This is a genomic window from Sphingobium sp. AntQ-1, from assembly GCF_028538045.1.
In the GTDB taxonomy this organism is placed as follows: domain Bacteria; phylum Pseudomonadota; class Alphaproteobacteria; order Sphingomonadales; family Sphingomonadaceae; genus Sphingobium; species Sphingobium cupriresistens.
In genome coordinates this window covers 3,173,560-3,194,545 of sequence record NZ_CP117158.1, presented here as the reverse complement: position 1 = coordinate 3,194,545, position 20,986 = coordinate 3,173,560, and the positions used below count along the sequence as shown (strand labels likewise).

The following is a 20,986-nucleotide window of genomic DNA, read 5'->3' as shown; positions in this document are numbered from 1 at the left end:
TCAATAATCCTTGGAAACCCGCACGTTGGCGCTTTCGCGGCCCAGCGTGGAAATGGCGCCCAGCAGCGAGAGCCAGCGCGTGACCTGATATTCGATCCGGGTGGCGCTATAGCCCTGTCCGTCGGTAATGAGTTCGACATAGGTCTTGCGCGTCAGATATTTGCCCGCCGCGATCGACGTGCCCTGCCCCTGGGTCGGGTCGGCGGCGATGATGCGCAGCCGGTCGAGGCCCGCCGCCTTGCGCACCGCGTTGATCGGGTCGAGGCCGCCATTGCCCTGGAGCGAGCCGACCGCAGAGGCGAGTTGCAGCGCTTCGGGCGCGGACAGGTTGGTGATCGAGGTGCCGAACAGGATGCGCGAGAGCAGTTCGTCCTGCGGCAGCGCGGGAACGCTGGTGAAGCTGATGTCGGGCTTCAGGCCGGTGCCGCCGACATGGATAGTGGCGCTGAGATCGCTGACGTCGGCCTCCGCGCTGATGTCGAGCGTCGGGTTGACGGGGCTCCGGCCGTCAAACTGGATATTGCCCTCGCGCAGTTCGAAGCGGCGTCCGGCAAATTCATAGCCGCCGCGCAGCAGTTGCGCCCGGCCGGCGATGGCCGGATTGGTCACGGTGCCGCCAAGGTCGAGGTCCGCCCGCCATTCGCTGTCGAGGCCGAGGCCGGTGACGGTCAGGCGATTGCGCGCCCGCGCCTTGATGGCGAGGGCCCAGGGGACGTTGGAGCGCGGCCGCTCGATCTCGTCGCCACGGCGGTTGATTTCCACCACCTTGAGTTCGGGGATTTGCGCCACGGCGGCGGCGCGGCCCATGGTGAAGCGGCTCTTGTTGAGCATCAGGTCGCCGCCGATCGTGCCGCCTACCCCATCGGAGCGCAGGGTGATCGGGCCGGTGACGGTCGCGGCGATATCGTCGCGTTCCAGCAAGGCGGCATTGTCGGCTTGCAGCGCCAGGTCCATGCCCACGCCCGCAATGCCGTTGAAGGTGAAGCGGCCGGCGCCATTGACCGTCCCGCCATTTTGCGCGGTCGCGGCGAAGCTGGAAATAACCAGTTGTGCGCCGGAGAAGCGACCGCGCGCCTTGACGTCCTTCAGGCGCATCCCGGTCACCGGGCTGTTGATCGCGGCATTGTCCGTGGCGAAGGTGCCGGTGATGACCGGCTCGCCCAGCGTGCCGCGCATGTCGGCCGACACCCCGACCATGCCGGCAATATCGACGATCTCCACCCCGGTCAGCCGCCAGAGCGTGTCCGCCGTGCCATTGAAGCGCAATTGCGCAAAGAAGGGCGCGCGGTTGAGGCGCGTCGTCAGACCGCCCTCCGTCCCCAGCGGATTGAGCAGCGCCTGCGCCTGGCCGATCGTCTTGCCGTCGGCGACGAAGACCATGCGAGTGGCGAGCCGTTCGCCGGTCAGCACCGCATTGACGCCGACATCGACCGGGCGGGAGCTGAGCGAGAGGCCGGAGCGGGAAAGGCCGCGAATGCGCAGTTCCGCCTTGCCGCTGGGCAGGCCGCCGCGCGGCTGGGCATAGGTCAACGATCCGGTCGCCATGCCGCCCAGGCCCAGATTGTCATAGGCGATGTCGAGCAGGGCCAGAGGCAGCTTCTGCATCCGCGCCTCGATATGCGTCGCTGCGCCGCCCAGTTCGCCCGCCAGTTGCAGCGATCCGCCGGCATAGGCGATGGTCGCGGGCGACAGGCGCCAGCCATCTTCGGCGCGCGTGAGCACTGCCGATCGGGTCAGGCGGATCGACCGCTTGTCGATGGTGCCGCCAGCGGTCAGGCGGATGCGGTCGGGCTGGACGTCCGCCTCCCCCTGCAAATCGAACAGGCGGCCGCGCTGGCCCGACAGGCTGCCGCGTATCTTGCCCCTGCCATCGACCAGTTCGGCATTGGCGGCGAAACGGCCGAGCAGCACGCCGCCGACGCGCAAGCCCCGCGCCTGCGCCGTCGCGGTGACGGTGGTGCCGGTGGGATCGAGCAAGATGGTGCCGTCCAGCGTACCGCGCCGGACCGCTATGATAGTCGGTCCTTCGAAGCTGGCGTCGCTGGCGGTCAGCTTGAGCTGCACCTGCTGGTTTACGCCCACCGGCTTGAAATTGATATAGCCGGTGACCGGTCCCAGGACACTGAGCTGGCCATTCAGGCCGCCGGCAATGGGACGGATATCGCCGCTGGCGGTCACGCCCGACACGGCGAGGCTCGCGACCCGCACCACCGCCTGCCCACCCAGCGGCAACAGGATGACGCCCCGGCCGGTGAAGGTGCCGAGCGTCGATCCGCCATTGACGGTATAGCTATAACCGTTGGCGTCTGGGATAAGCTTCGCCCGCACGTCGCGCAGGCCCAGCGCGTCCATCGGCCGGGCCAGTGTGACGTCGATGGTCGGCTTGTCGATCAAACCGTCCAGCGTCAGCTTCACCGGCCCGTAACGGCCGTGGCGGCCAACGCCCTCCAAATGCAGCGACTGGTCGCGATAGCGCACGCCCTGCCCTGCCAACGTCAGCAGCGGCGATTCCAGTCGCAGGTCGCGCAACCCCAGATCGCCGTTGGGCAGCAGGTCCAGCCCGCTGCGCACAATCGGCAGGCCGCCCCCCAATGTCCGCAGAAATTCATTGTCCAGCCGCCGCACCCGCGCCATCGCATTGCCGGACAGGCCAAAGCCCCCATCGGCGCGCGGGACGGCGCGCAGCTTCGATGTCAGGTCGACGATGCCGAAGTTGGGAATGAAGAGATTGGCGATCTCGCCGTCCAGCCCCGCGTCATAGCGGCCGGTCTTCAAGTCCGCGATCACCACCAGCTTGCCGCGCAGCTTGTCCGATCGCAGCACCATGGGGTTGCTGACGATCTGCTGCCCCTTGATCTGGAACACGCCATCAAGCTGGAAATTGCGCACTATGCCCGCGACCAGATCGCCCTGACCATCGACGCTGCGCGCGCGCAGCCGCAGGGGGATGACTGTAGGGCCATTCCGGGTGACGCGCCCCTTGCCCTCCGCCCGCAGATCGTTGATGATCGCCCGGTCGATGGTCAATTGACGCGCAGTGACCAGATATTCATAGCCCAGCCCCGCAAAGGGACCATCCAGCCGAATCTTTGCTGCAACGTCCCGGCTGCGCACATCCTTGAGCAGCGCTTCGGGCCGGGTCAGTTTCAGGTCGACCCGCATATTGTCGAGCGCGTTGTTGCGCAGGTCGATCGCGCCGTCGGCGGCCAGATCGACCGCCGCGGAGCGGAGCGAGAGGCGGCCGTCGATCACCCGGTCGACCATGGTCCCGCTGGCCCGCACGGACAGGCGCGGCGCGGCGATGCGGCGGAACAGGCCATTGCCCGCGATCGCATTGCCCTCCACCATGCCGCGCGCCGAATATGCGCCGCTGCGCGCGGCCAGCACGGCATCGGCGACAGGCGCGCCGTCCAGCGTGGCGGACAAACGGCCGTCCCACTGGCTCCAGCCGCCCTTGCCGCCGATGCGCAGATTGGCGTCCTGCTTCAACCCCGCCATCGCGGCCAATATCCCCGATTTGGGCGCGTTGACGGTCACGTCCAGCTTGAAGCGATCGTCATCCGGGCGGCTGTCGAGCGCGATCGTCAGAGCGTCGCTGCCATCAAGCGTGCGCGCCGCCAGATCGATGATGGCGCGTCCACCGCGAATATCGGCGTCGCCCGCCATGGTCGCGACCTGCGCGCGGCCGGTGACGGAGGGCGCGATATCCAGCCGGCCAACCGAAAATTCCATCAGCCTGATGTCGAAGCCGGGCAGGATCGGGCCGCGCCGCTGGGTCGGGTTCAACTTGGGCAGTTTGTGCAAAGTCGCGCGCGGGATCACCAGCCGGTCGATGTCGAGCCGGTTGGACAGCCAGGCGAAGGGCCACCAGTCCAGCTCGACCCGTGGAGCCTCCAGAAACTTGCCCTTTGGATCGGACAGGATGAGGTCGCGCAACACCGCCTTGCGATAGATGCTGCCCTCTATCCCGCCGACCTCTATGCGCAGCCCCGACGACGACTTGATCGCCGCGATCCGGGTGGCGAGGAAGCGATGCCCGCCGCCGGTATCGAGCCACAGGAGCGCGCCCGCCACGATCATACCCAGCGCCGCCAGCAGGCCGGCCAGCCAGCGTTGCCAGCGACCGTCCCAGGCGCGGCGCGGGCGCGGAGTGGAAAGCGGGGGAACCGGCGCGACCGGATCGACGGGGGCGTCGTCGGCCATCAGAAGGCCTGGCCCAGCGAGACATAGACCGCGATCTTGGGATCGCCCGACTGCGGGTTGAGCGGGGTGCCGACATCGACGCGGATCGGGCCGAAATTGCTGTAATAGCGCACGCCCATGCCCGCGCCGATCCGCAGGTCGCGGAAGCGCGGCAGGAAGCTGGTCGAAATATTGCCGGCGTCGACGAAGGGCACGACGCCGAAATTGCCGAAGCGGACTCGCGCCTCCAGCGAAAATTCGGCCAGACTCTTGCCGCCGACCGGATCGTCGTCATCGCCATAGCGCGGCCCGATCGCCTGATAGCCATAGCCGCGCACAGACGCGCCGCCACCGGCATAGAAGCGGCGCGACGGCGCGATCTGATCGACGGTCGATCCCAGGATGGTGCCGAAGCGGGTCCGCGCGGCCACGACCAGCTTTTCGCCCACCGGCTGATAGACGCTGCCGTCCAATTGCACCTTGGCATAGCCGAAGGTGGTGTCCTGGAACGACAATTCCGGGCTGATCCGGCCGCCCAGGCGGAAACCCTTGCTGGGGTTAAGCAGGTCGTCGCTGCCATCATAGGTCAGGCTCAAGGGGATCGCGCCGATCAGGAAGGTGCGTCGCGCGCCGCCAGAAAAGGCATCCGCTTCGTCCGACGCGACCAGTTCGGCGCCGACCCGCCACACCCAATTCTTCTGAAACAATATGTTGGTCTGGCGCTCCAGCCCGCCCGCGACGGTGATGGTGCGCGCGTCATAGGCGTCGCGCCGGATATTGCTGACCGAGAGCAGCCCGGTCAGCACATTGTCGCGCCGGTGGAAATTGTTGCGGCGATAGGTGGCGGACGCCGTCTGCTCCTGCGTGCCGAGCACGCCGCGCAGCGTCAACGCGCCTTCGGGCGGAAAGAGGTTGCGATGCTGCCAGCTGACTTCGGCACGATAGCCCTCCCCCGTGCCATAGCCCAGTTCGCCCGCGATTGTGCGCAGCGGCGCCGGACGGACATCGACGGCCAGATCGACATGCGCGCCATCGCCCGTATCGACCGGCTTCAAGCTGACCGAGGAGACGAGGCCGGTAGCGACGATGGCGCGGCGCAGATCCTCGACATCGGACGCTCTATAGGCGTCGCCCGGATCGAAGCGGGCGATTTCCTGCGCGTGATGGGCATCGAACAAACGGGTGTCGTCCATGCGGATCGCGCCGAACCGGCGGAAACCGCCGGGCGCGACGATGATGTCCAGATCGCCCTTGCGCTCCTCATGGTCGATCCGCACTTCGGGTTCGTCCACTCTGGCGAAAGGAAAGCCGCTTTCGGACAATTTGAGCGCCAGCGCATCGCGCCCGGCCAGGATGACGTCGGCATCGACCGGATCGCCGACCTTGGGCGGGAAGGCGGCGCGCAGCCGCGCCTCTTGGCCCGCGGTTTCGGCAAGGCCCGTGACATCGACCGATTCCAGCTGATATTGGGTGCCGGGTATGATGTCGAAGGTGACGGCCAGCCGATCGCTGCCCGGTGGGGGTGCGGCGACGGCGCTGCGGATGCGAGCGGCATAATAGCCCTTCGCGCGCAGCAGCCGGTCGAGCAGTTCGCGATCCTCCTTCATGCGCCGGTTTATCTGGGCCAGGTTGGCGGACTTGCCCTGCCCCAGCCGCAGCGCCGAGAGTTCGTCGAAGCGCAAGGTGAACTGGGCGTCGGCGATCGCATCGATGCCGCTCAACAGCACGGTATAGCGTCGCTCTTCGCCCGCATCGGCGAAGGTGGCGGCGTCATCCGCATCGGCCGGAGCGGTATCGGCGATCATCTGGGCATCCGACGCGGCGGGATTGGCCGGATCGCCGGCCTGCGTGGCGGTATCGACCGGGTCTTCGGGCAATGGCGCGATGGCGTCGGGCTGGCCCATGTCGGGCCAATCGACGCCGATGTCAGGCATCGCATCGAGCGCCTGTTGCGGCGCGACCGCCGCCGGTTCCTGCTGCGCACGCACGGCGGCGGGCGCCGCCAGCAGCAGCGGCGCGAGAAGGAGCCGGGCGGCATACGGGCGGCCTGAAGAGCGGCGTCGTATCCGCAAACCATCGGTCATGGCGCCGGTCTAGACCAAGTGCGGGCGCAAACGCCAGCCCCAGAAGACGCCGACCGCCGCCAATTACAGGCCAATCGTCAGAAAGCGGTGTTCAACCGGTCCATCAGCGCGCGCGCCGGGCTGATTCCGACCGTCGCGGCGGCGGTGGTCATTGCGTCCAGCCGGTCCTGAAGCCGGGCGACGCGGTCGTAGAGTTCCTGGCTCGCATCGATCAGCGCGCGGGCGGCGAAGGGGAAAGCGCCGGCCAGATCGGCGTCGGTGTGCGATGCCCGACCCAGCCGATATTTCTCGTCCGACAGATCGATCTGCTCGATCTCGCCCCGCTGCCACGCCCGCTGACTGAGCAGCCAGGCGATGATGTGCATCAGACGGGTCGTGACTTTCAAGGATTCGCAAGCGAAGGCGACCCGGCGCAGGGGATCGTCCACCCCGTCGTCGAGCGAAGCGCTGCCGTCGAAATAGGCGCGCGCCTCGTCCGCCATGATCATGGCTTCCAGATAGAGTCCGTCGACCAGCCGGCGGTGCAGGCCAGGATCAAGAAGGGCGGCGCGTTGCATCGGATTGAGCTGCCATATTTTTGCAACCTTGTCAGGCCTGTTGCGCCGGTCCGGGCAGACTTTGTCCCATTTGGGATCGGTTAGCGGACCATTAACCGAAAATGCCGCTTCGACGGCGGGGCAATCAGGCGATGATGTCGGGGACCAGCGCATCCTCCAATATCGCGATCTCGTCGCGCAGGCGCAATTTGCGTTTCTTCAGGCGGGCGACCTGCATCTGGTCGCCGCCGCCGGCCGTGACCAGCGCGGCGATCGCGCTGTCGAGATCTCGATGCTCGACCCGCAGCAATTCCAGTCGGCGCATGATGTCTTCCCGGCTCACCGCGCCTGTGCCTCCACTTCGCTCGTCTCAAACAGCGCTTGATAACGCGCCGTGACGATGCGGACCATCGCAAATTTTCACGCAGCCCGCCGCAAAGCCCGAATCGAGGCGAGACAAGCCATCCGAATCATGATTTATTTGGTGATCCATCGCCCTCGTAAGGAGAATGTCATGGAAAATAGCCACATTTCAGCTCTTTCAGCCAAGCACGCCGGCCTTGAAGCCCGAATCAAGGCGGAATCGAGTCGGCCCATGCCCGACGCCATATTGGTGGCCTCGCTCAAGAAGCAGAAATTGCGGCTGAAGGAGGAGTTGGCGGCCCAGCACTGATCGCTGGCGCAACACTCTGGGAGGAGGTCAGGGCGCGGCGGCGAAAGACCGCCCGTCCGACCGCCTCGACCGCTCTAACTTAGGGAAATGGAATCATAAATGCCCCAGAGCCGGCAGGTTCGCGGGGCATTTTAGCATATGGCAAGATGGGAAAGGATCAGCGGCGTTTTACGCCGTGCTGCGTGGTGCGCAGATAATCGGGCATCAGCGTCTGCTGCGTGGCGGCGCCAACGGGCTTGCGCGCCAGTTGGGGATCGATCGGGTCGTCAAAGGCCAGGCCGATCTTGTCATCGCGCGACCAGGCCACCATGCCGGTCACCTTGCCGATGCCGCGCAGATCGCAGATAATCTTGATGCCCGCAGGCACAGCCCGTTCGCAATCGGCCATCAGTCCGGTCGCCGACAGATTACGCACGCGCGCCTTGCCCAGCTGGGCGCCTTCGGGCGTGCTGAGCGTGGTCAGCAGGAACAGGCTGTCGCGAGGCGCGGCGCGCGCCGGTCCCCGGTCCGAAATATCCTGTTCGTCGTTCATGCAAAAACCCACGGTTGGAAAGCGGTGAAGGCCGCCATCCTAACCGCGCGGTGATGGAAAAAGCGTTAATCGTCGCGGGAGATTTTTTCCTGCCGCTCGTGGCGCTCCTGCGCCTCCACCGTCATCGTCGCGATCGGGCGCGCCTCCAGCCGACCCAGCGAGATCGGTTCGCCGGTGACTTCGCAATAGCCATATTCGCCGTCGTCGATCCGGCGCAGAGCGGCGTCGATCTTGGAAATCAGCTTGCGCTGCCGGTCGCGGGTGCGCAGTTCGATCGACCAGTCGGTTTCGCTCGATGCACGGTCGTTCAGGTCGGGTTCGCGCAACGGCTCGTTCTGCAATACGGCCAGCGTCCCTTCCGCTTCGGCCAATATCTGCTTCTTCCAATCCCACAGGCGCTGCCGGAAATATTCCAGCTGCAACGGGTTCATAAATTCTTCGTCGGACGACGGCCGGTAATCGGCAGGAAGCGCTACAGTCGATTTGGGCGGCTTATCGCCGTCTTTATCGGAATTCAGGACCGATGCCATCTGGCTCTCCGACTCGTAAGGCCCCGGCGCTTGATGTTCCGGGCGCCCAAACTTTGATTGTGCCCGCCTCATAGCCATGGCCGCGGACCGACACAAGCGGGCAATCTCCGGCTCGCCGCTTGTCCAGGCCCATTTTTCATACGCATGACGGCGCTTGTCATCGAGTCGCTGGAAAAGGACGAAGGGCCTTGCATCGCCTGCGCTCGTTCAACCCTGCCCCGCCGGTCGTTTCATAGTGGGACGTTAACCATTTCCTTTCAGCCAATGGCAGCTTTCCCCTCGACTTAGAGATGATATTGAGGGTTAACGGGATTGCAGTTAACCCTTTCTTTTGCGTTCATGCGCATAGGAAGTTCCCGTCAGCCCATCGCTGGAAATCCAGAGAGAGGCGCGGGGGTAACAAGAGAAGAGTGGATCCTATGTCGGTACGGATGGCTTTGGCGAAATTATGCGCCTGCACTTGCGGCGGAGCGATCATTGGCGGCGGCGCCGTCCATGTCGCCGAAAACGCCCGGCCGGCGGTGGTTCACAGCAGCAAGAGCATGAAGGCCGCGCCCAAGAAGCGCCTGGCCGTCCGCACGGTGCAACGCAAGATCGTCAAGACCGTGCAGGTCACCAAGCCGCAGACGGTGACGGTGGTGACGCAGGCCGCGCCCATTCCGCTGCCCGCGCCGATGCCACGCGCAGAAATGCCGATGATGTCGGGCGGTGGCGGCGCCGTGCCGATCGTGATGGGCGGTGGCGGCGGCTTTGGCGGCGGCGGGTTCATCGGCGGTTTCTTCGGCGGCGGTGGCGGCGGCAGCGGCGGTGGATCGGTCGTGATCTCCTCGACCAGCAGCTCGACCGGCGGCATCAGCAGCTCGACCAGTTCGACCACGGGCGGCGTCTCGACCTCCACCGGCGGCGTGTCCACATCGACCGGCGGCGTTTCGACGTCGAGCGGGAATGTGTCGACCTCTTCCGGCAATGTGTCGACGTCGTCGGGCAATGTCAGCAGCAGCTCGTCTTCTTCGTCCAGCTCCAGTTCCAGTTCCTCCTCCTCGTCCAGTTCGTCGTCGAGCAGTTCGGGCGGTTCGAGCGGCGGCAAGCCACCCAAGCCGGGTCACCCCGGTTCGAGCGGCGGCAGTTCGGGCAGCAGCGGCTCCAGCGGCAGTTCGGGGTCCAGCGGCAGCTCCGGGTCCAGCGGCGGGTCCGGTTCGTCCTCCTCGTCCAGTTCGTCGTCCAGCAGTTCTTCCTCGTCGGGCGGCTCGTCCAGCTTCGGCAGCACGGGCAGCACCGGATCGAGCGGCAGTTCCGGTTCCAGCGGGTCGAGCAGCAGCTCTTCCTCTTCGTCCAGCAGTTCGTCATCCAGCAGTTCGAGCGGGGGTTCGAGCAGCACCGGGGGCACCGATGTTCCGGCTCCGCCCATGGTGCTCCTGTTTGGCGCGGCGGCCGTGGCGCTTGTCGCCCGCCGCCGTTTCGCCGAACGCAAGGCGAAGGCCGCCGCTTAATTGCAGCGCCCGCCACAAAAAGGGGCGGCCCCGGCATCGGGCGCCGCCCCTTTTTGTCGTGCCAAGCCGGACGGGTCAGGCCGCTGCGATAATTTTCTCGATCTCCAACACCGGATGATTGGTCAGATCCTTAGCGATCTCACCGACCAGGCGGCTCTGCACTTCCTTATGATAATGTTTGCGCATCTCGCCCAGTGCGGTGGGCGGGGCGACGATGATCAGCTTCTCGTAATCCTGCGCAAAGGCCCGACGCTTGAGCAGGTCGGTCGCTTCGGTGGCGAAGCGCGCTTCTTCCAGATCATGAAAGTTGACCTGCTCCATCGAACTCTGACGCCCGCCCATGGGGGACGAAGACCGACCCGCGGCGTCCGAAGCCTGATCGCGATTGGCGGGGTTATCCTGCACCTTGACCTCTTCCGCCTCCAGCTGGGGAAAGGCGTCATCGCCCTTGTTGCGGAAGAAAAGCAGCTTGCGGCCGTCCGCCACCAGCACCATCGCGTCATGTTCGATCTGCATCGCTTCGTCCTTTTCTTTTTGATTGATGCAGGACTAACGAGCCAGCGGCGCATAGGGTTGCGCGGCCCGTCGCGCAGCGGCATAGGACTGCCCCATGCATGATATCCGCTTCATCCGCGAAACCCCCGCCGCCTTCGACGCTGACCTTGCCCGGCGCGGTCTGGCCCCGCTCTCCGCCGAGATATTGGCGCTGGATGAGCAGAGTCGGTCGATCAAGACGCAATTGCAGCAGGACCAGGCCCGCCGCAACGAGGCGAGCAAGGCGATCGGGCAGGCGATGGCCGCCAGGGATATGGCCAAGGCCGATGCGTTGAAGGCGGAAGTCGCGGCGCTGAAAGAAGGCGCGCCCGCGCTGGAAGCCCAGGACAAGGCGGTCGGCGACGCGCTGACCGCGATGCTGGCCGCCATCCCCAACCTGCCCGCCGACGATGTGCCGCAGGGCGCGGACGAGGCGGATAATGTGGAGGTCAGCCGCTGGGGCACGCCGCGCGATTTCGACTTTCCGCCGCAGGACCATGCCGATTTCGGGCCGGCGCTGGGGCTGGATTTCGAGGGCGGCGCGAAGCTGTCGGGCGCGCGTTTCACGGCGCTGCGCGGGCAGATGGCGCGGCTGCATCGGGCGCTGGCGCAATATATGCTGGATACCCAGACGGGCGCCAACGGCTATGAAGAGGTCAATCCGCCGCTGTTGGTGCGGGACGAGGCGCTGTTCGGGACGGGGCAGTTGCCCAAGTTCGCCGAGGATCTGTTTCGCACGACCGACGGCCGCTGGCTGATCCCGACCGCCGAAGTCTCGCTGACCAATCTGGTTGCCGACCACATTGTGCCGACCGACAGCCTGCCGATCCGGCTGACCGCGCTGACCCCGTGCTTCCGGTCCGAAGCCGGTTCGGCGGGGCGCGATACGCGCGGCTTCATCCGCCAGCATCAGTTCGAGAAGGTCGAACTGGTCGCGATCGCCAAGCCCGAACAGTCCGAGGTCGAGCATGAGCGCATGTGCGCGGCGGCGGAGGGGATATTGCAGGCGCTGGACCTGCCCTATCGCAAGATGCTGCTGTGCACCGGCGACATGGGCTTTGGCGCGCGCAAGACATGGGATCTGGAGGTGTGGCTGCCCAGCCAGGCCACCTATCGCGAGATCAGTTCCGTTTCGAACTGTGGCGATTTCCAGGCGCGGCGGATGAATGCGCGCTACAAGCCGGAAGGCGAGAAGCAGACCCGCTTCCTCCACACGCTCAACGGGTCGGGACTGGCGGTGGGGCGGACGCTGGTGGCGGTGCTGGAAAATTACCAGCAGGCCGATGGCAGCGTCACCGTGCCGGACGTGCTGGCGCCCTATATGGGCGGGATCACGAAGCTGGAGCCGCGCTGAACCCTGCCCCGTTCGGTTCTCGACAGGCGCGAACCGAACGGGCATTTGAGACAGGGAGTGCGACAGTTGCACGCGATTGCGCTATTTTTTTAGTTAGCTAACTAACTGAATCACGCTCCGCCTCGCTGCGGACTGAAAATGCTGGAAACCATGGCAGGATCAGATACACACGGCGCGATGCAGCGCCCGTTTCTTCTGATCCTGCCGCTCGGCACGCTCCTGCTGGCCGCCTGTATTCCCTATCAGGCCGAACGCGCCGATCCGGCGCCCACGCCGCCGCCGCAGATGGATGCCGACGCATCGACCGTCGAACTGACGGAAAAGCAGCCGGTCTGGACCGCGCAGCAGGTTGTGGCGAACGCCCGCACCGTGGCCAGCGCCACCTATGTCGTGCAGCCCGGCGATACGCTGCGCGGGGTCGGCAATCGCACCGGCGCAGGGTCGGAGGCGATCGCGCGCCACAATGGCCTGACCGCGCCCTATGCGATCCGGGCGGGGCAGAAGCTCCAAATCCCCGGCGGCCGTTATCATCTGGTGGCGGAGGGGGAGACGGGCATCGCCATCGCATCGGCCTATGGCGTCGCGTGGAGCAGGATCGTCACGGTCAATGGCCTGAGCGAACCCTATATGCTGCGGCGGGGCCAGCGGCTTTTGCTGCCCGGCGACGCGCCCGCCCGCGCGCCGGGCATCGAGCAACGCGCCGCCGCCTTCCGCATCGATATCGACGATGTGCTGACCGGCGGCCAGCCCGCCGCGGCCGACAATGCGGCGGTCGCCGTCGCATCCAGCGCGCCACGCCCCCTGCCCTCCAACGTGCCGATCGCCCAGCCCACGCGCTTCGCCGGCAGCTTCGCCTGGCCGGTCAAGGGCGTGATCCTGTCGCGTTTCGGCCCCGGTGAAAGCGGCGCGAAGAACAACGGCATCGATATCGCCGCGCCCGCCGGCACGCCGATCCGTGCGACCGCGGACGGCGTCGTCGCCTATGCCGGGGACAAGGTGGCGGTGTTCGGCGGCCTGGTCCTCATCAACCATGGCGGCAGTTGGGTCAGCGCCTATGGCCATGCCGCCCGTGTCGATGTGGTGCGCGGGCAGAAGGTGACCAGGGGTCAGGTGATCGGCCTGGTCGGCGACACCGGTTACGCCAGCAAGCCCAAGCTGCATTTCGAATTGCGCAAGGACCGGGCGCCGGTGAACCCGATCGGTCAGTTGCCGCCGGCATGAGGATCAACGAAGCCCGCCCCGCGCTTGGCGCCGCTGGCTTTCTGCGGCGACGATCGTCTATGCCGATGTGGGCGGACCTGGTGTGGCGCGTCGCGCTGGTGTTCGGGCTGATCGCGCTGGTGCTGTTGCTGCACTGGGTCGGGCGCGATGGGCTGAAGGACAATCTCGACAACGATATCAGCTTCGTCGATGTCCTTTACTTCACCACGGTCACGGTGACGACGGTCGGCTATGGCGATATCGTCCCGGTGACGCCGGAAGCACGGCTGTTCGAAGCGCTGCTCGTCACCCCCATCCGATTGTTCGTCTGGCTGATCTTCCTCGGCACGGCCTATAACCTCTTCCTCCGCAACATCCTCTACAGGTGGCGCATGGCGCGTATTCAGGCTGATCTGCACAATCACATCATCGTCACCGGTTTCGGCACCAGCGGGCAGGAAGCGGTGCATGAACTTCTCGCCCGCGGCACCGACCCGCGCGAGATCGTCGTCATCGACGGCAGCGAAAAGGCGCTGGAACTGGCCGAAGCGCAGGGATGCAATGTGCTGTGCGGCGATTCGACACGCGACCGCACGCTCAAGGATGTGGCGATCCACCGCGCCCGCAGCATGATCGTGTCGGCGGGGCGCGACGATACCTCGATCCTCATCACGCTCACCGCCCGCCACCTGGCGCCGCGCCTGCCGATCAGCATCGTCGTGCGCAACGAAGATAATGAGTTGCCCGCGCGGCAGGCCGGGGCGACCACGGTCATCAACCCGGTCAGTTTTGCCGGACTGCTGCTGGCCGGCAGCACCAGCGGCCGGCATATCGCCGATTATATGGCGGATCTGGCCGCATCGGGCGGGCGGGTGAAGCTGAACGAGCGAACCGTGCTGCCCGAAGAGGTGGGCGGGCCATTGTCGGCGATCGGCACCGGCCTTGGCCTGCGCATCTATCGCGGCGACCGCCCGATCGGCTTTTGGGAGGAGGAGGCCAAGCGGCTCCAGAGCGGCGACGTCATCATCGAGATCACCGAAGGGAATGGCCTCCCCGAACCTGCGGACGGCGACTGATTCCGGGGACGCTATGGCGGCGCGTGACATTTGGCGCGTAAATCCCTATGTGCGCGACCATCATGGCAACCAAATTTCCTGACGCGCCGAAGATCGGCATGGTTTCGCTCGGCTGTCCCAAGAACCTGGTCGATTCCGAGCGCATCCTGACGAAGCTGCGTTCCGACGGCTATCAGATGTCGCCCGACTATGCCGGCGCCGACGTTGTGCTGGTCAACACCTGCGGCTTCCTGGATTCCGCCAAGGAGGAATCGCTGGAGGCGATCGGCGAGGCGATGGCCGAAAATGGCCGTGTGATCGTGACCGGCTGCATGGGCGACGAGGCGGATGTCATCCGTGCGAAATTCCCGCAGGTGCTGGCCGTTACCGGCGCGCATCAATATGAGCAGGTGGTCAATGCGGTGCATGATGCGTCGCCGCCCATCCCCAACGCTTTTGTCGACCTGGTGCCCGAAGGCGGGCTGAAACTGACGCCGCGCCACTACAGCTATCTGAAGATTTCGGAGGGCTGCAACCATCGCTGCTCCTTCTGCATCATCCCCTCGATCCGCGGCGACCTGGTGTCGCGCCGGATCGACGCGGTGCTGCGCGAAGCCGAAAAGCTGGTGCAGGCGGGCACGAAGGAATTGCTGGTCATCAGCCAGGATACGTCGGCCTATGGCGTCGATACGCGGCACGATCCGCGCCTGTGGAAGGGGCGCGAGGTGCGCGCGCACATGACCGACCTGGCCCGCGAACTGGGGCAGTTGCGCACGGCGGATGACGTCGCGCCCTGGGTGCGGCTCCACTATGTCTATCCCTATCCCCATGTCGATCATGTCATTCCGCTGATGGCCGACGGGCTGCTGACGCCCTATCTCGACATCCCGTTCCAGCACGCCGCGCCGTCGGTACTGAAAGCCATGAAGCGCCCGGCCAACGAAGCCAAGGTGCTGGATCGCATCCATAAATGGCGGGCGATCTGCCCCGACATCACGATCCGGTCGACCTTCGTCGTGGGTTTCCCCGGCGAAACGGAGGCCGATTTCCAATATCTGCTCGACTGGCTGGACGAGGCGCAGCTCGATCGCGTCGGCGCCTTCCGCTTCGAGCCGGTCGAGGGCGCGCCGGCGAACGCCCTGCCGGGCGCCTTGCCCGAAGAGGTCAAGGAAGAGCGTTACCAGCGGATCATGGAGAAAACCGCCGCGATCAGCGCCGCCAAGTTGCAGGCGAAGATCGGCCGGGTGCTGCCCGTCATCATCGACGAAGTGGGCGAGCCGGACGAGGAAGATGGCAGCGTTGGCGCGACCGCGCGCAGCCAGGCGGATGCGCCGGAAATCGACGGCAATGTCTTCCTGCGCGATGTCGGCGAAGGGCGGAGGGCAGGCGATATATTCGACGTCGTGATCGAGGATGCCGACGAGCATGACCTTTATGGGGCGCCTGTTCAGGACTGAAACGCGATAAGTCAGGGTCGTACATTACGACATGCGTTCCCGCGAGGGCGGAACCCAGTTCAGACGGCGGGACTGTGTTCCCGCCTTCACGGGAACACAGTCACTTTGCGCCACAGGTTACCGGGCCACGAACCCATCCTGATATTCGGTCTTGATCGCCTTGCGCATCGCCGCATCGACCGGCAGCGGCACGTCATAGCTGCCTTCCGCATAGGGTCCGGCGTTGTAGGGACCAACGATCACGGTGATGCTGTCGATCAGCTTGCCGTCCTTCGACGTCGGCACCAAAACCTGTTCCATCGGGTCGATGCATTTGGTGAATTCATCGTCGCCGCGCACCACCGGCGCGCCACGCTTTTCCGCGCGCTGCTTGTCGAGCGCCGCGCAGAAGGGTTCTTGGATCACCGCTGCGAAGGCGGCGGGCGACGTCATCATCGCCTTGACGCTCGTCTCGCGCTTGCGCGCCTTGTCCCACAGCAGCGCCTCAAAGCCAGTCATGCCATGCGCGCCGCCGGTATAGACATAGGTTTCCGACTGGAGCGCCAGAAAGAGCGGCGTGTCCGCAGCGACGCGCCATTGGGTTTCCAGGCTGTGGGGCCGGAACGGAAAGCCCGACTCCTTGGCGGCGGCGCTGTCTTCCTTCGCCATGGACAGCGCATCCGCCTTGGATGCAGCCCTGTCCTTCGCGAACTTCTCCACTAGGACGGGCACCGCCGCGGCCTGCGCCGGATAGGCATAGGAAAATTCGAGGAAAGGATTTTTGTCCTTCTCGGCAAAGGGCTTGGCCGGCGGCGTCGGCGCTTCGACGCCGACCATCTTTCCCACATAGCGGGAGGCGGCCGCATTGGCCGCCGCGTCGCCGCCGCCATTATCCTGCGAAGGCGTGCAGGCGGCGGCCAACAGGGCCGCCGCCGGGACCAGTCCCCTGACCCCAATCACGCCTGCTCGCATCAATGCGCCTTCGCTGCGCGGCAGCGTTCGCCGACCGCCTTGCGCGCGTAATCGCTGCCCAGCGCCAAGCCGGCATTGGGCCAGCCTTCCGCGATCAATGCTTGCTGCACCGCATGGCTGTTATCGAATTGGCCCGTTTCGGCCAGCGCATAGGCGCGCGCCCTGGCGGCCTGAAGGCCCCGGTCATCACCGTGAATCATTGTCCGTCTCCTTTAATCTATGCCTGTGAATCTAGGCCCGCCCGGTGCGCAGCGCAAACGAAGAAAGGGCCGAACGTGCCGGGTGCGCGATGAAAAAATTGCGCTTTCCATCCACATTCCCTTTCCCTTACACCCGCGCAATGACCGACTTTTCCGACCTGCTCAAAGCCGACAACCAGCAACCCGCCCGATCGATCCAGCTTGTCGACGCCAGGGGTTATGACACATGGATCGCGGCCCAGCCGGCGCGGGCGCGCGCCCTGGTTTCGGCGCAGAAATTCCGGGGCCAGCCCCATGACGTCGCGATTCTGCCGGGCGAGAGGGACGATGACTGGTCGGTGGTCGCCGGGGTGGCCCATGGCGACGCCCTGGGATCATGGTGTCTGGCGCGGGCGGCCGAAACCCTGCCCGAAGGCGTCTATCGGCTGGCGCAGGGGTCGGCGGGAGCCGCGGCGCTGGGGTGGCTGACGGCGCAATATCGCTTCGACCGCTATCGCCGGGATGATGCGTCGGCTGGCGCGCGCGTCCTGCTGACGAGCGATGTCGCCCGGATCGCGCCGATGGTGCAACTGGGCCAAGCCGTCGCGCTGGTCCGCGACCTGGTGAACACGCCCGCCGCCGACATGGGGCCGCCCGATCTGGAAGCCGCGGTGGAGAAGGTCGCCGCCGCCTTTGGCGCGCATGTGGCGACCATCAGCGGCGATGCGCTGGAACAGGGCTATCCGATGATCCACGCGGTCGGCAAGGCGGCTGACAAGAGGTTCGCGCCGCGCCTGATCGAATTGCTGTGGGGTGACCCTGCCGCGCCGCGCATTGCGATCGTGGGCAAGGGCATTTGCTTCGATAGCGGGGGGCTGGATATCAAGCCGTCGTCGGGAATGCGCCTGATGAAGAAGGATATGGGCGGCGCGGCCCATGCGCTGGCGCTGGCGCAGCTCATCATGGCGGCGCGGTTGCCGGTGCGGCTGCACCTGCTGGTCCCGGCGGCGGAAAATGCGATCGCGGGCAATGCGTTTCGCCCCGGCGACATATTGCGCAGCCGCAAGGGGCTGAGCGTCGAAATCGGCAATACCGATGCCGAAGGGCGGCTGGTGCTGGGCGATGCCCTGACCCGCGCGGGGGAGGAAAAGCCGGAGCTGATCGTCGATTTCGCGACCCTGACCGGCGCGGCGCGCGTGGCTGTCGGCCCCGACCTGCCCGCTTTGTTCGCCAATGACGATGCGCTGGCGGCCGATATGGCGGTCGCGGGTGCCGCGGTGGACGATCCGACCTGGCGACTGCCCCTATGGGATGGCTATGCCGACATGCTGAAGTCCGATATCGCGGACCTCAACAATGCGGGCGAAGGGGGCTTTGCCGGCGCGATCACAGCGGCGCTGTTCCTCAAGCGCTTCGTGCCCGACGACACGCCCTGGCTGCATCTCGACACCTTCGCCTGGCGCCCCTCCGCCAAGCCCGGCCGACCCAAGGGCGGCGAGGCGCTGGGGCTGCGCGCGGTCTTCCGCCTGCTGCAACATCGCTATGGGCGGGCCGGATAAAGGCTGCGATTGCGTCTCATCCGTTACGCAACCGGATTGGGAATGGTGCGTTAAGGTGACATGAACGCGCTATCCGCAACCGAAATCGACCGCCCCGGCCTGCAATCGCTTGGCCAATGGATGCGCACCCTCGTCGATTATGTCCGATCGGGCAAACCCGACCTGACCAACCGCCAGATGGCGTTGATGATGACCGTCTATATCGGGTCCGGTCCCCATACGGTGCGCGGCCTGGCCGAAGCGCTCCATGTTTCAAAGCCCGTCATCACGCGCGCACTGAACAAGCTGTCGGCGCTCGGCTACCTCCGCCGGGAACGCGATGTGGCGGACCGTCGTAATATTTTCATCACCCGGACGCCAAAAGGCGCGGAATTTCTTGACGCCTTTCACCATTTCATCGCAGGAACCGCGCGCGATGAACGGCATAATTACACCCCTGCGGAACGGACCGCCTGAACGAACCCGCTTCGAGCTTGATGGCCGGTCGGTCGCGCTGGATCGGCGCATCCATGCGGCGCGCGGCGACCTGGCGGACCTGTCGCTGGCTGGCGTCCTGTTTTCCGCCCATTATGCCCGCGCCGTGCCGCTCACCTGCGTTGCGCCCGGCGCCGCGATAACATCGGCCCCCACGCCGACAGCCGAAGCCGTCAGCGAATTGCTGCGCGGCGAAACCTTCCATGCACTCGACGTGATGACCGACTGGGCATGGGGCTTTTGCGGCCATGACGGCTATGTCGGCTATATTCGCCGCGATGCGCTCGACATTCTGGAAACGCCCAGCCATCGCATCATGGTGGAAAGCGCGCCACTGTTCAGCGCCGCCGACATCAAGTCGTCCATTGCCGAACATTGGCCGAGCGGCGCGCTGTTTTCCGGCGTTGTACAGGGCGACTTCATCGCCTGCGCCGAAGGCTTCGTCCATATCCGCCATGCCCAGCCGATCGATGCCAAGTCATCCGACTGGGTATCCGTGGCGGAACGCTATCTGGGCCAGCCCTATGTCTGGGGTGGACGCGGCCATCGCGGGATCGACTGTTCGGGCCTGGTGCAGGCCGCTCTGGGGCAGGCGGGCATCAGCGTCCCGCGCGACACCGACCTGCAATGCGAAGGCATCGGGATGCCGATCGACGGCGACGCGGCGCTGCAACGCGGCGACCTGGTCTTCTTCCCCGGCCATGTCGGCATCATGGCCGACGCCAAGACCCTGCTGCACGCCAACGCCTATTGGATGGCGGTTGTGAAGGAGCCGCTGGCGGACGTCGTCGCCCGGCTGGCCGACGCGCACCCGCAGCCGATCATCGCCCGGCGGAGGATCAGCGCATGAGCATCAACGTCTTCATCGACGGCGGTCACGGCACCACCGGGATCGAAATCGCCGACCGGCTGGCGGGGCGTTCCGAATTGTCGCTGATCACCGTGCCGGAAGAGCAGCGTCGGGACGCCGGCGCGCGCCGCGACGCGCTGAACGCCGCCGATATCGTCATCCTGTGCCTGCCCGATGATGCCGCGCGCGAAGCGGTAGCGCTGATCGACAATGATCGCACCCGCGTCATCGACGCATCGACCGCGCATCGCGTGGCCAATGGCTGGACCTATGGCTTTCCCGAATTGGAGCCGGGTCATCGTGAGGTGCTGGCGGGCAGCCGCTTCGTCGCCAATCCCGGCTGCTGGCCGACCGGCTTTCTGGCGCTCGTCCGTCCGTTGGTGCTGGCGGGGCTGATCCCCGTCGATTGGCCGGTGACGGTGTCGGGCGCTTCGGGCTATTCGGGCGGCGGCAAGGCGATGATTGCGGACTATGAGGGCGATACCGGCGCGCCCAGCGCCTTCCGTCCCTATGGCATGGCCCTGGGCCACAAGCATGTGCCGGAAATGACTCGCTATTCGGGGCTGACCCACCCGCCGCTGTTCGCGCCCGCGGTGGCCGACGCCTATCGCGGCATGATCGTGGAAGTGCCGTTGCAGTTGCGGGCGATGCCGGGCGCGCCGGCGCTGGCCGACATCCATGCCACTCTTGCCGCCGCTTATGCCGGATCGCAAATCGTCAGCGTGGCGGCGCTGGAGGACAGCCTGAGCATCGGCCAGGTGGCGTTGGAGCATGTCGGCGCGACCGACCGGCTGGCGCTCTTCGTCTGCGGCAACGCCGACAGCGGGCAGGCCCGGCTAGTGGCGGCGCTCGACAATCTGGGCAAGGGCGCGGCCGGCGCGGCCGTGCAGAATCTCAACATCCTGGCGGGCCTGCCCGAAACCGCGGGCCTGCGGTTGTAACTGCGGCCGTGGATTTTAGTGGATGGTGCCGAGCGGCTGGTCGTAGGTCAGCAGCACGATCAGCCGCTCGATCTGACGCCAATGGCAGAAATGGATATGATTGCCCTGATCCAGGCTGCGGTCGGCGCGCGCGGCGGCTTCATAGCCGGCATTGTCACCGAAAGCCGCCATCAGCTCGGTCGCGTCTTCATAGCTCTTTCGGTTCGAAAGATATGGCACCTGCATTGCGACCCCCGACTCGTTCCTGGCGACCTTATTATGGAGCACGCTGTTCAATCACCGTGCCATTTCAACGCTTTGGCGTGAATGGCTGGTTTGGACGGTAAATCGTCCATTAGGGAAGTCCCGATATGGATCAGCCATCCCGTCACGGGACGATGCTTCCCGAAACGGGGCTGTCCGGGA

At 65.8% G+C, this 20,986-nt stretch carries 21 protein-coding genes; 9 read left to right on the top strand and 12 right to left on the bottom strand.

Annotation, left to right across the window (positions count from 1 at the left end):
• From sphantq_RS16135 to sphantq_RS16120, 4 genes are all read right to left on the bottom strand, one after another.
• Positions 1 to 4,203, bottom strand: coding sequence for a translocation/assembly module TamB domain-containing protein (locus sphantq_RS16135; protein ID WP_272798982.1), 4,203 nt, complete (start codon positions 4,201 to 4,203; stop codon positions 1 to 3).
• Positions 4,203 to 6,266, bottom strand: a complete 2,064-nt coding sequence (locus sphantq_RS16130) for an autotransporter assembly complex protein TamA (RefSeq protein WP_082678977.1) — start codon at positions 6,264 to 6,266, stop codon at positions 4,203 to 4,205. The genes sphantq_RS16135 and sphantq_RS16130 overlap by 1 nt, the downstream gene beginning before the upstream one ends.
• Before the next feature lie 77 nt (positions 6,267 to 6,343).
• Positions 6,344 to 6,823: a DUF1465 family protein gene (locus sphantq_RS16125; RefSeq protein ID WP_066601277.1), complete on the bottom strand. Its 480-nt coding sequence runs from the start codon at positions 6,821 to 6,823 to the stop codon at positions 6,344 to 6,346.
• Between the two features lie 124 nt (positions 6,824 to 6,947).
• The gene (locus sphantq_RS16120) at positions 6,948 to 7,127 is read right to left on the bottom strand and encodes a YdcH family protein (protein ID WP_066605112.1); all 180 of its coding nucleotides are present in this window, start codon (positions 7,125 to 7,127) and stop codon (positions 6,948 to 6,950) included.
• Positions 7,128 to 7,316: 189 nt separating this feature from the next.
• Between sphantq_RS16120 and sphantq_RS16115 the strand changes: the two genes are divergently transcribed.
• Positions 7,317 to 7,475 carry a YdcH family protein gene (locus tag sphantq_RS16115; RefSeq protein WP_082679101.1) on the top strand — a complete coding sequence of 53 codons (159 nt, stop codon included), beginning with the start codon at positions 7,317 to 7,319 and terminating at the stop codon, positions 7,473 to 7,475.
• Between the two features lie 157 nt (positions 7,476 to 7,632).
• Here the strand turns inward: sphantq_RS16115 and sphantq_RS16110 are convergent, their stop codons facing one another.
• From sphantq_RS16110 to sphantq_RS16090, 5 genes are all read right to left on the bottom strand, one after another.
• On the bottom strand, positions 7,633 to 8,007 hold the full coding sequence (locus sphantq_RS16110; protein WP_066601274.1) for a PilZ domain-containing protein: 375 nt from the start codon (positions 8,005 to 8,007) through the stop codon (positions 7,633 to 7,635).
• 65 nt (positions 8,008 to 8,072) lie between these two features.
• A complete protein-coding gene (dksA, locus tag sphantq_RS16105) occupies positions 8,073 to 8,537 on the bottom strand; it encodes an RNA polymerase-binding protein DksA (RefSeq protein ID WP_066601271.1) in 465 nt (154 codons plus the stop codon).
• A 526-nt stretch (positions 8,538 to 9,063) separates the two neighbouring features.
• On the bottom strand, positions 9,064 to 9,633 hold the full coding sequence (locus tag sphantq_RS16100) for a hypothetical protein (RefSeq protein WP_066601270.1): 570 nt from the start codon (positions 9,631 to 9,633) through the stop codon (positions 9,064 to 9,066).
• Positions 9,634 to 9,639: 6 nt separating this feature from the next.
• Positions 9,640 to 9,945, bottom strand: coding sequence for a hypothetical protein (locus sphantq_RS16095; protein ID WP_272798981.1), 306 nt, complete (start codon positions 9,943 to 9,945; stop codon positions 9,640 to 9,642).
• 157 nt (positions 9,946 to 10,102) lie between these two features.
• A complete protein-coding gene (locus sphantq_RS16090; protein ID WP_066601267.1) occupies positions 10,103 to 10,543 on the bottom strand; it encodes a host attachment family protein in 441 nt (146 codons plus the stop codon).
• A gap of 94 nt (positions 10,544 to 10,637) precedes the next feature.
• On the opposite strand from sphantq_RS16090, the gene serS reads away from it, so the two are divergent.
• The 4 genes from serS (at position 10,638) to rimO (ending at position 15,627) form a co-directional block, all read left to right on the top strand.
• On the top strand, positions 10,638 to 11,915 hold the full coding sequence (gene serS / locus sphantq_RS16085; RefSeq protein WP_272798980.1) for a serine--tRNA ligase: 1,278 nt from the start codon (positions 10,638 to 10,640) through the stop codon (positions 11,913 to 11,915).
• A gap of 150 nt (positions 11,916 to 12,065) precedes the next feature.
• A complete protein-coding gene (locus sphantq_RS16080; protein WP_443021495.1) occupies positions 12,066 to 13,136 on the top strand; it encodes a peptidoglycan DD-metalloendopeptidase family protein in 1,071 nt (356 codons plus the stop codon).
• Complete coding sequence (locus sphantq_RS16075) at positions 13,133 to 14,191, top strand: potassium channel family protein (protein WP_066601265.1); 1,059 nt, start codon at positions 13,133 to 13,135, stop codon at positions 14,189 to 14,191. Before sphantq_RS16080 ends, sphantq_RS16075 begins: the two co-directional genes overlap by 4 nt.
• A 47-nt stretch (positions 14,192 to 14,238) precedes the next feature.
• Complete coding sequence (gene rimO, locus sphantq_RS16070) at positions 14,239 to 15,627, top strand: 30S ribosomal protein S12 methylthiotransferase RimO (protein WP_201785475.1); 1,389 nt, start codon at positions 14,239 to 14,241, stop codon at positions 15,625 to 15,627.
• Between the two features lie 117 nt (positions 15,628 to 15,744).
• On the opposite strand, the gene sphantq_RS16065 is transcribed toward rimO, so the two are convergent.
• Together sphantq_RS16065 and sphantq_RS16060 are read right to left on the bottom strand one after the other, a co-directional pair.
• The gene (locus tag sphantq_RS16065; protein ID WP_272798979.1) at positions 15,745 to 16,578 is read right to left on the bottom strand and encodes a DUF4163 domain-containing protein; all 834 of its coding nucleotides are present in this window, start codon (positions 16,576 to 16,578) and stop codon (positions 15,745 to 15,747) included.
• The gene (locus sphantq_RS16060) at positions 16,578 to 16,778 is read right to left on the bottom strand and encodes a hypothetical protein (RefSeq protein ID WP_066601263.1); all 201 of its coding nucleotides are present in this window, start codon (positions 16,776 to 16,778) and stop codon (positions 16,578 to 16,580) included. The genes sphantq_RS16065 and sphantq_RS16060 overlap by 1 nt, the downstream gene beginning before the upstream one ends.
• A 140-nt stretch (positions 16,779 to 16,918) precedes the next feature.
• Here sphantq_RS16060 and sphantq_RS16055 point away from each other — a divergent pair, with 140 nt between their 5' ends.
• From sphantq_RS16055 to argC, 4 genes are read left to right on the top strand one after another with little or no spacing between them, the layout of a single operon-like run.
• Positions 16,919 to 18,316, top strand: a complete 1,398-nt coding sequence (locus tag sphantq_RS16055; protein ID WP_272798978.1) for a leucyl aminopeptidase family protein — start codon at positions 16,919 to 16,921, stop codon at positions 18,314 to 18,316.
• 60 nt (positions 18,317 to 18,376) lie between these two features.
• Positions 18,377 to 18,772 (top strand): MarR family transcriptional regulator, encoded by a 396-nt coding sequence (locus sphantq_RS16050; protein WP_066601257.1) that lies wholly within the window; start codon positions 18,377 to 18,379, stop codon positions 18,770 to 18,772.
• Positions 18,732 to 19,640, top strand: a complete 909-nt coding sequence (locus sphantq_RS16045; protein ID WP_066601256.1) for a C40 family peptidase — start codon at positions 18,732 to 18,734, stop codon at positions 19,638 to 19,640. The genes sphantq_RS16050 and sphantq_RS16045 overlap by 41 nt, the downstream gene beginning before the upstream one ends.
• Positions 19,637 to 20,581, top strand: coding sequence for an N-acetyl-gamma-glutamyl-phosphate reductase (gene argC, locus sphantq_RS16040; protein WP_272798977.1), 945 nt, complete (start codon positions 19,637 to 19,639; stop codon positions 20,579 to 20,581). Before sphantq_RS16045 ends, argC begins: the two co-directional genes overlap by 4 nt.
• Positions 20,582 to 20,596: 15 nt before the next feature.
• Here argC and sphantq_RS16035 read toward each other — a convergent pair whose 3' ends face one another.
• Positions 20,597 to 20,806, bottom strand: a complete 210-nt coding sequence (locus tag sphantq_RS16035) for a hypothetical protein (protein WP_201785474.1) — start codon at positions 20,804 to 20,806, stop codon at positions 20,597 to 20,599.
• Positions 20,807 to 20,986: the final 180 nt, after the last annotated feature.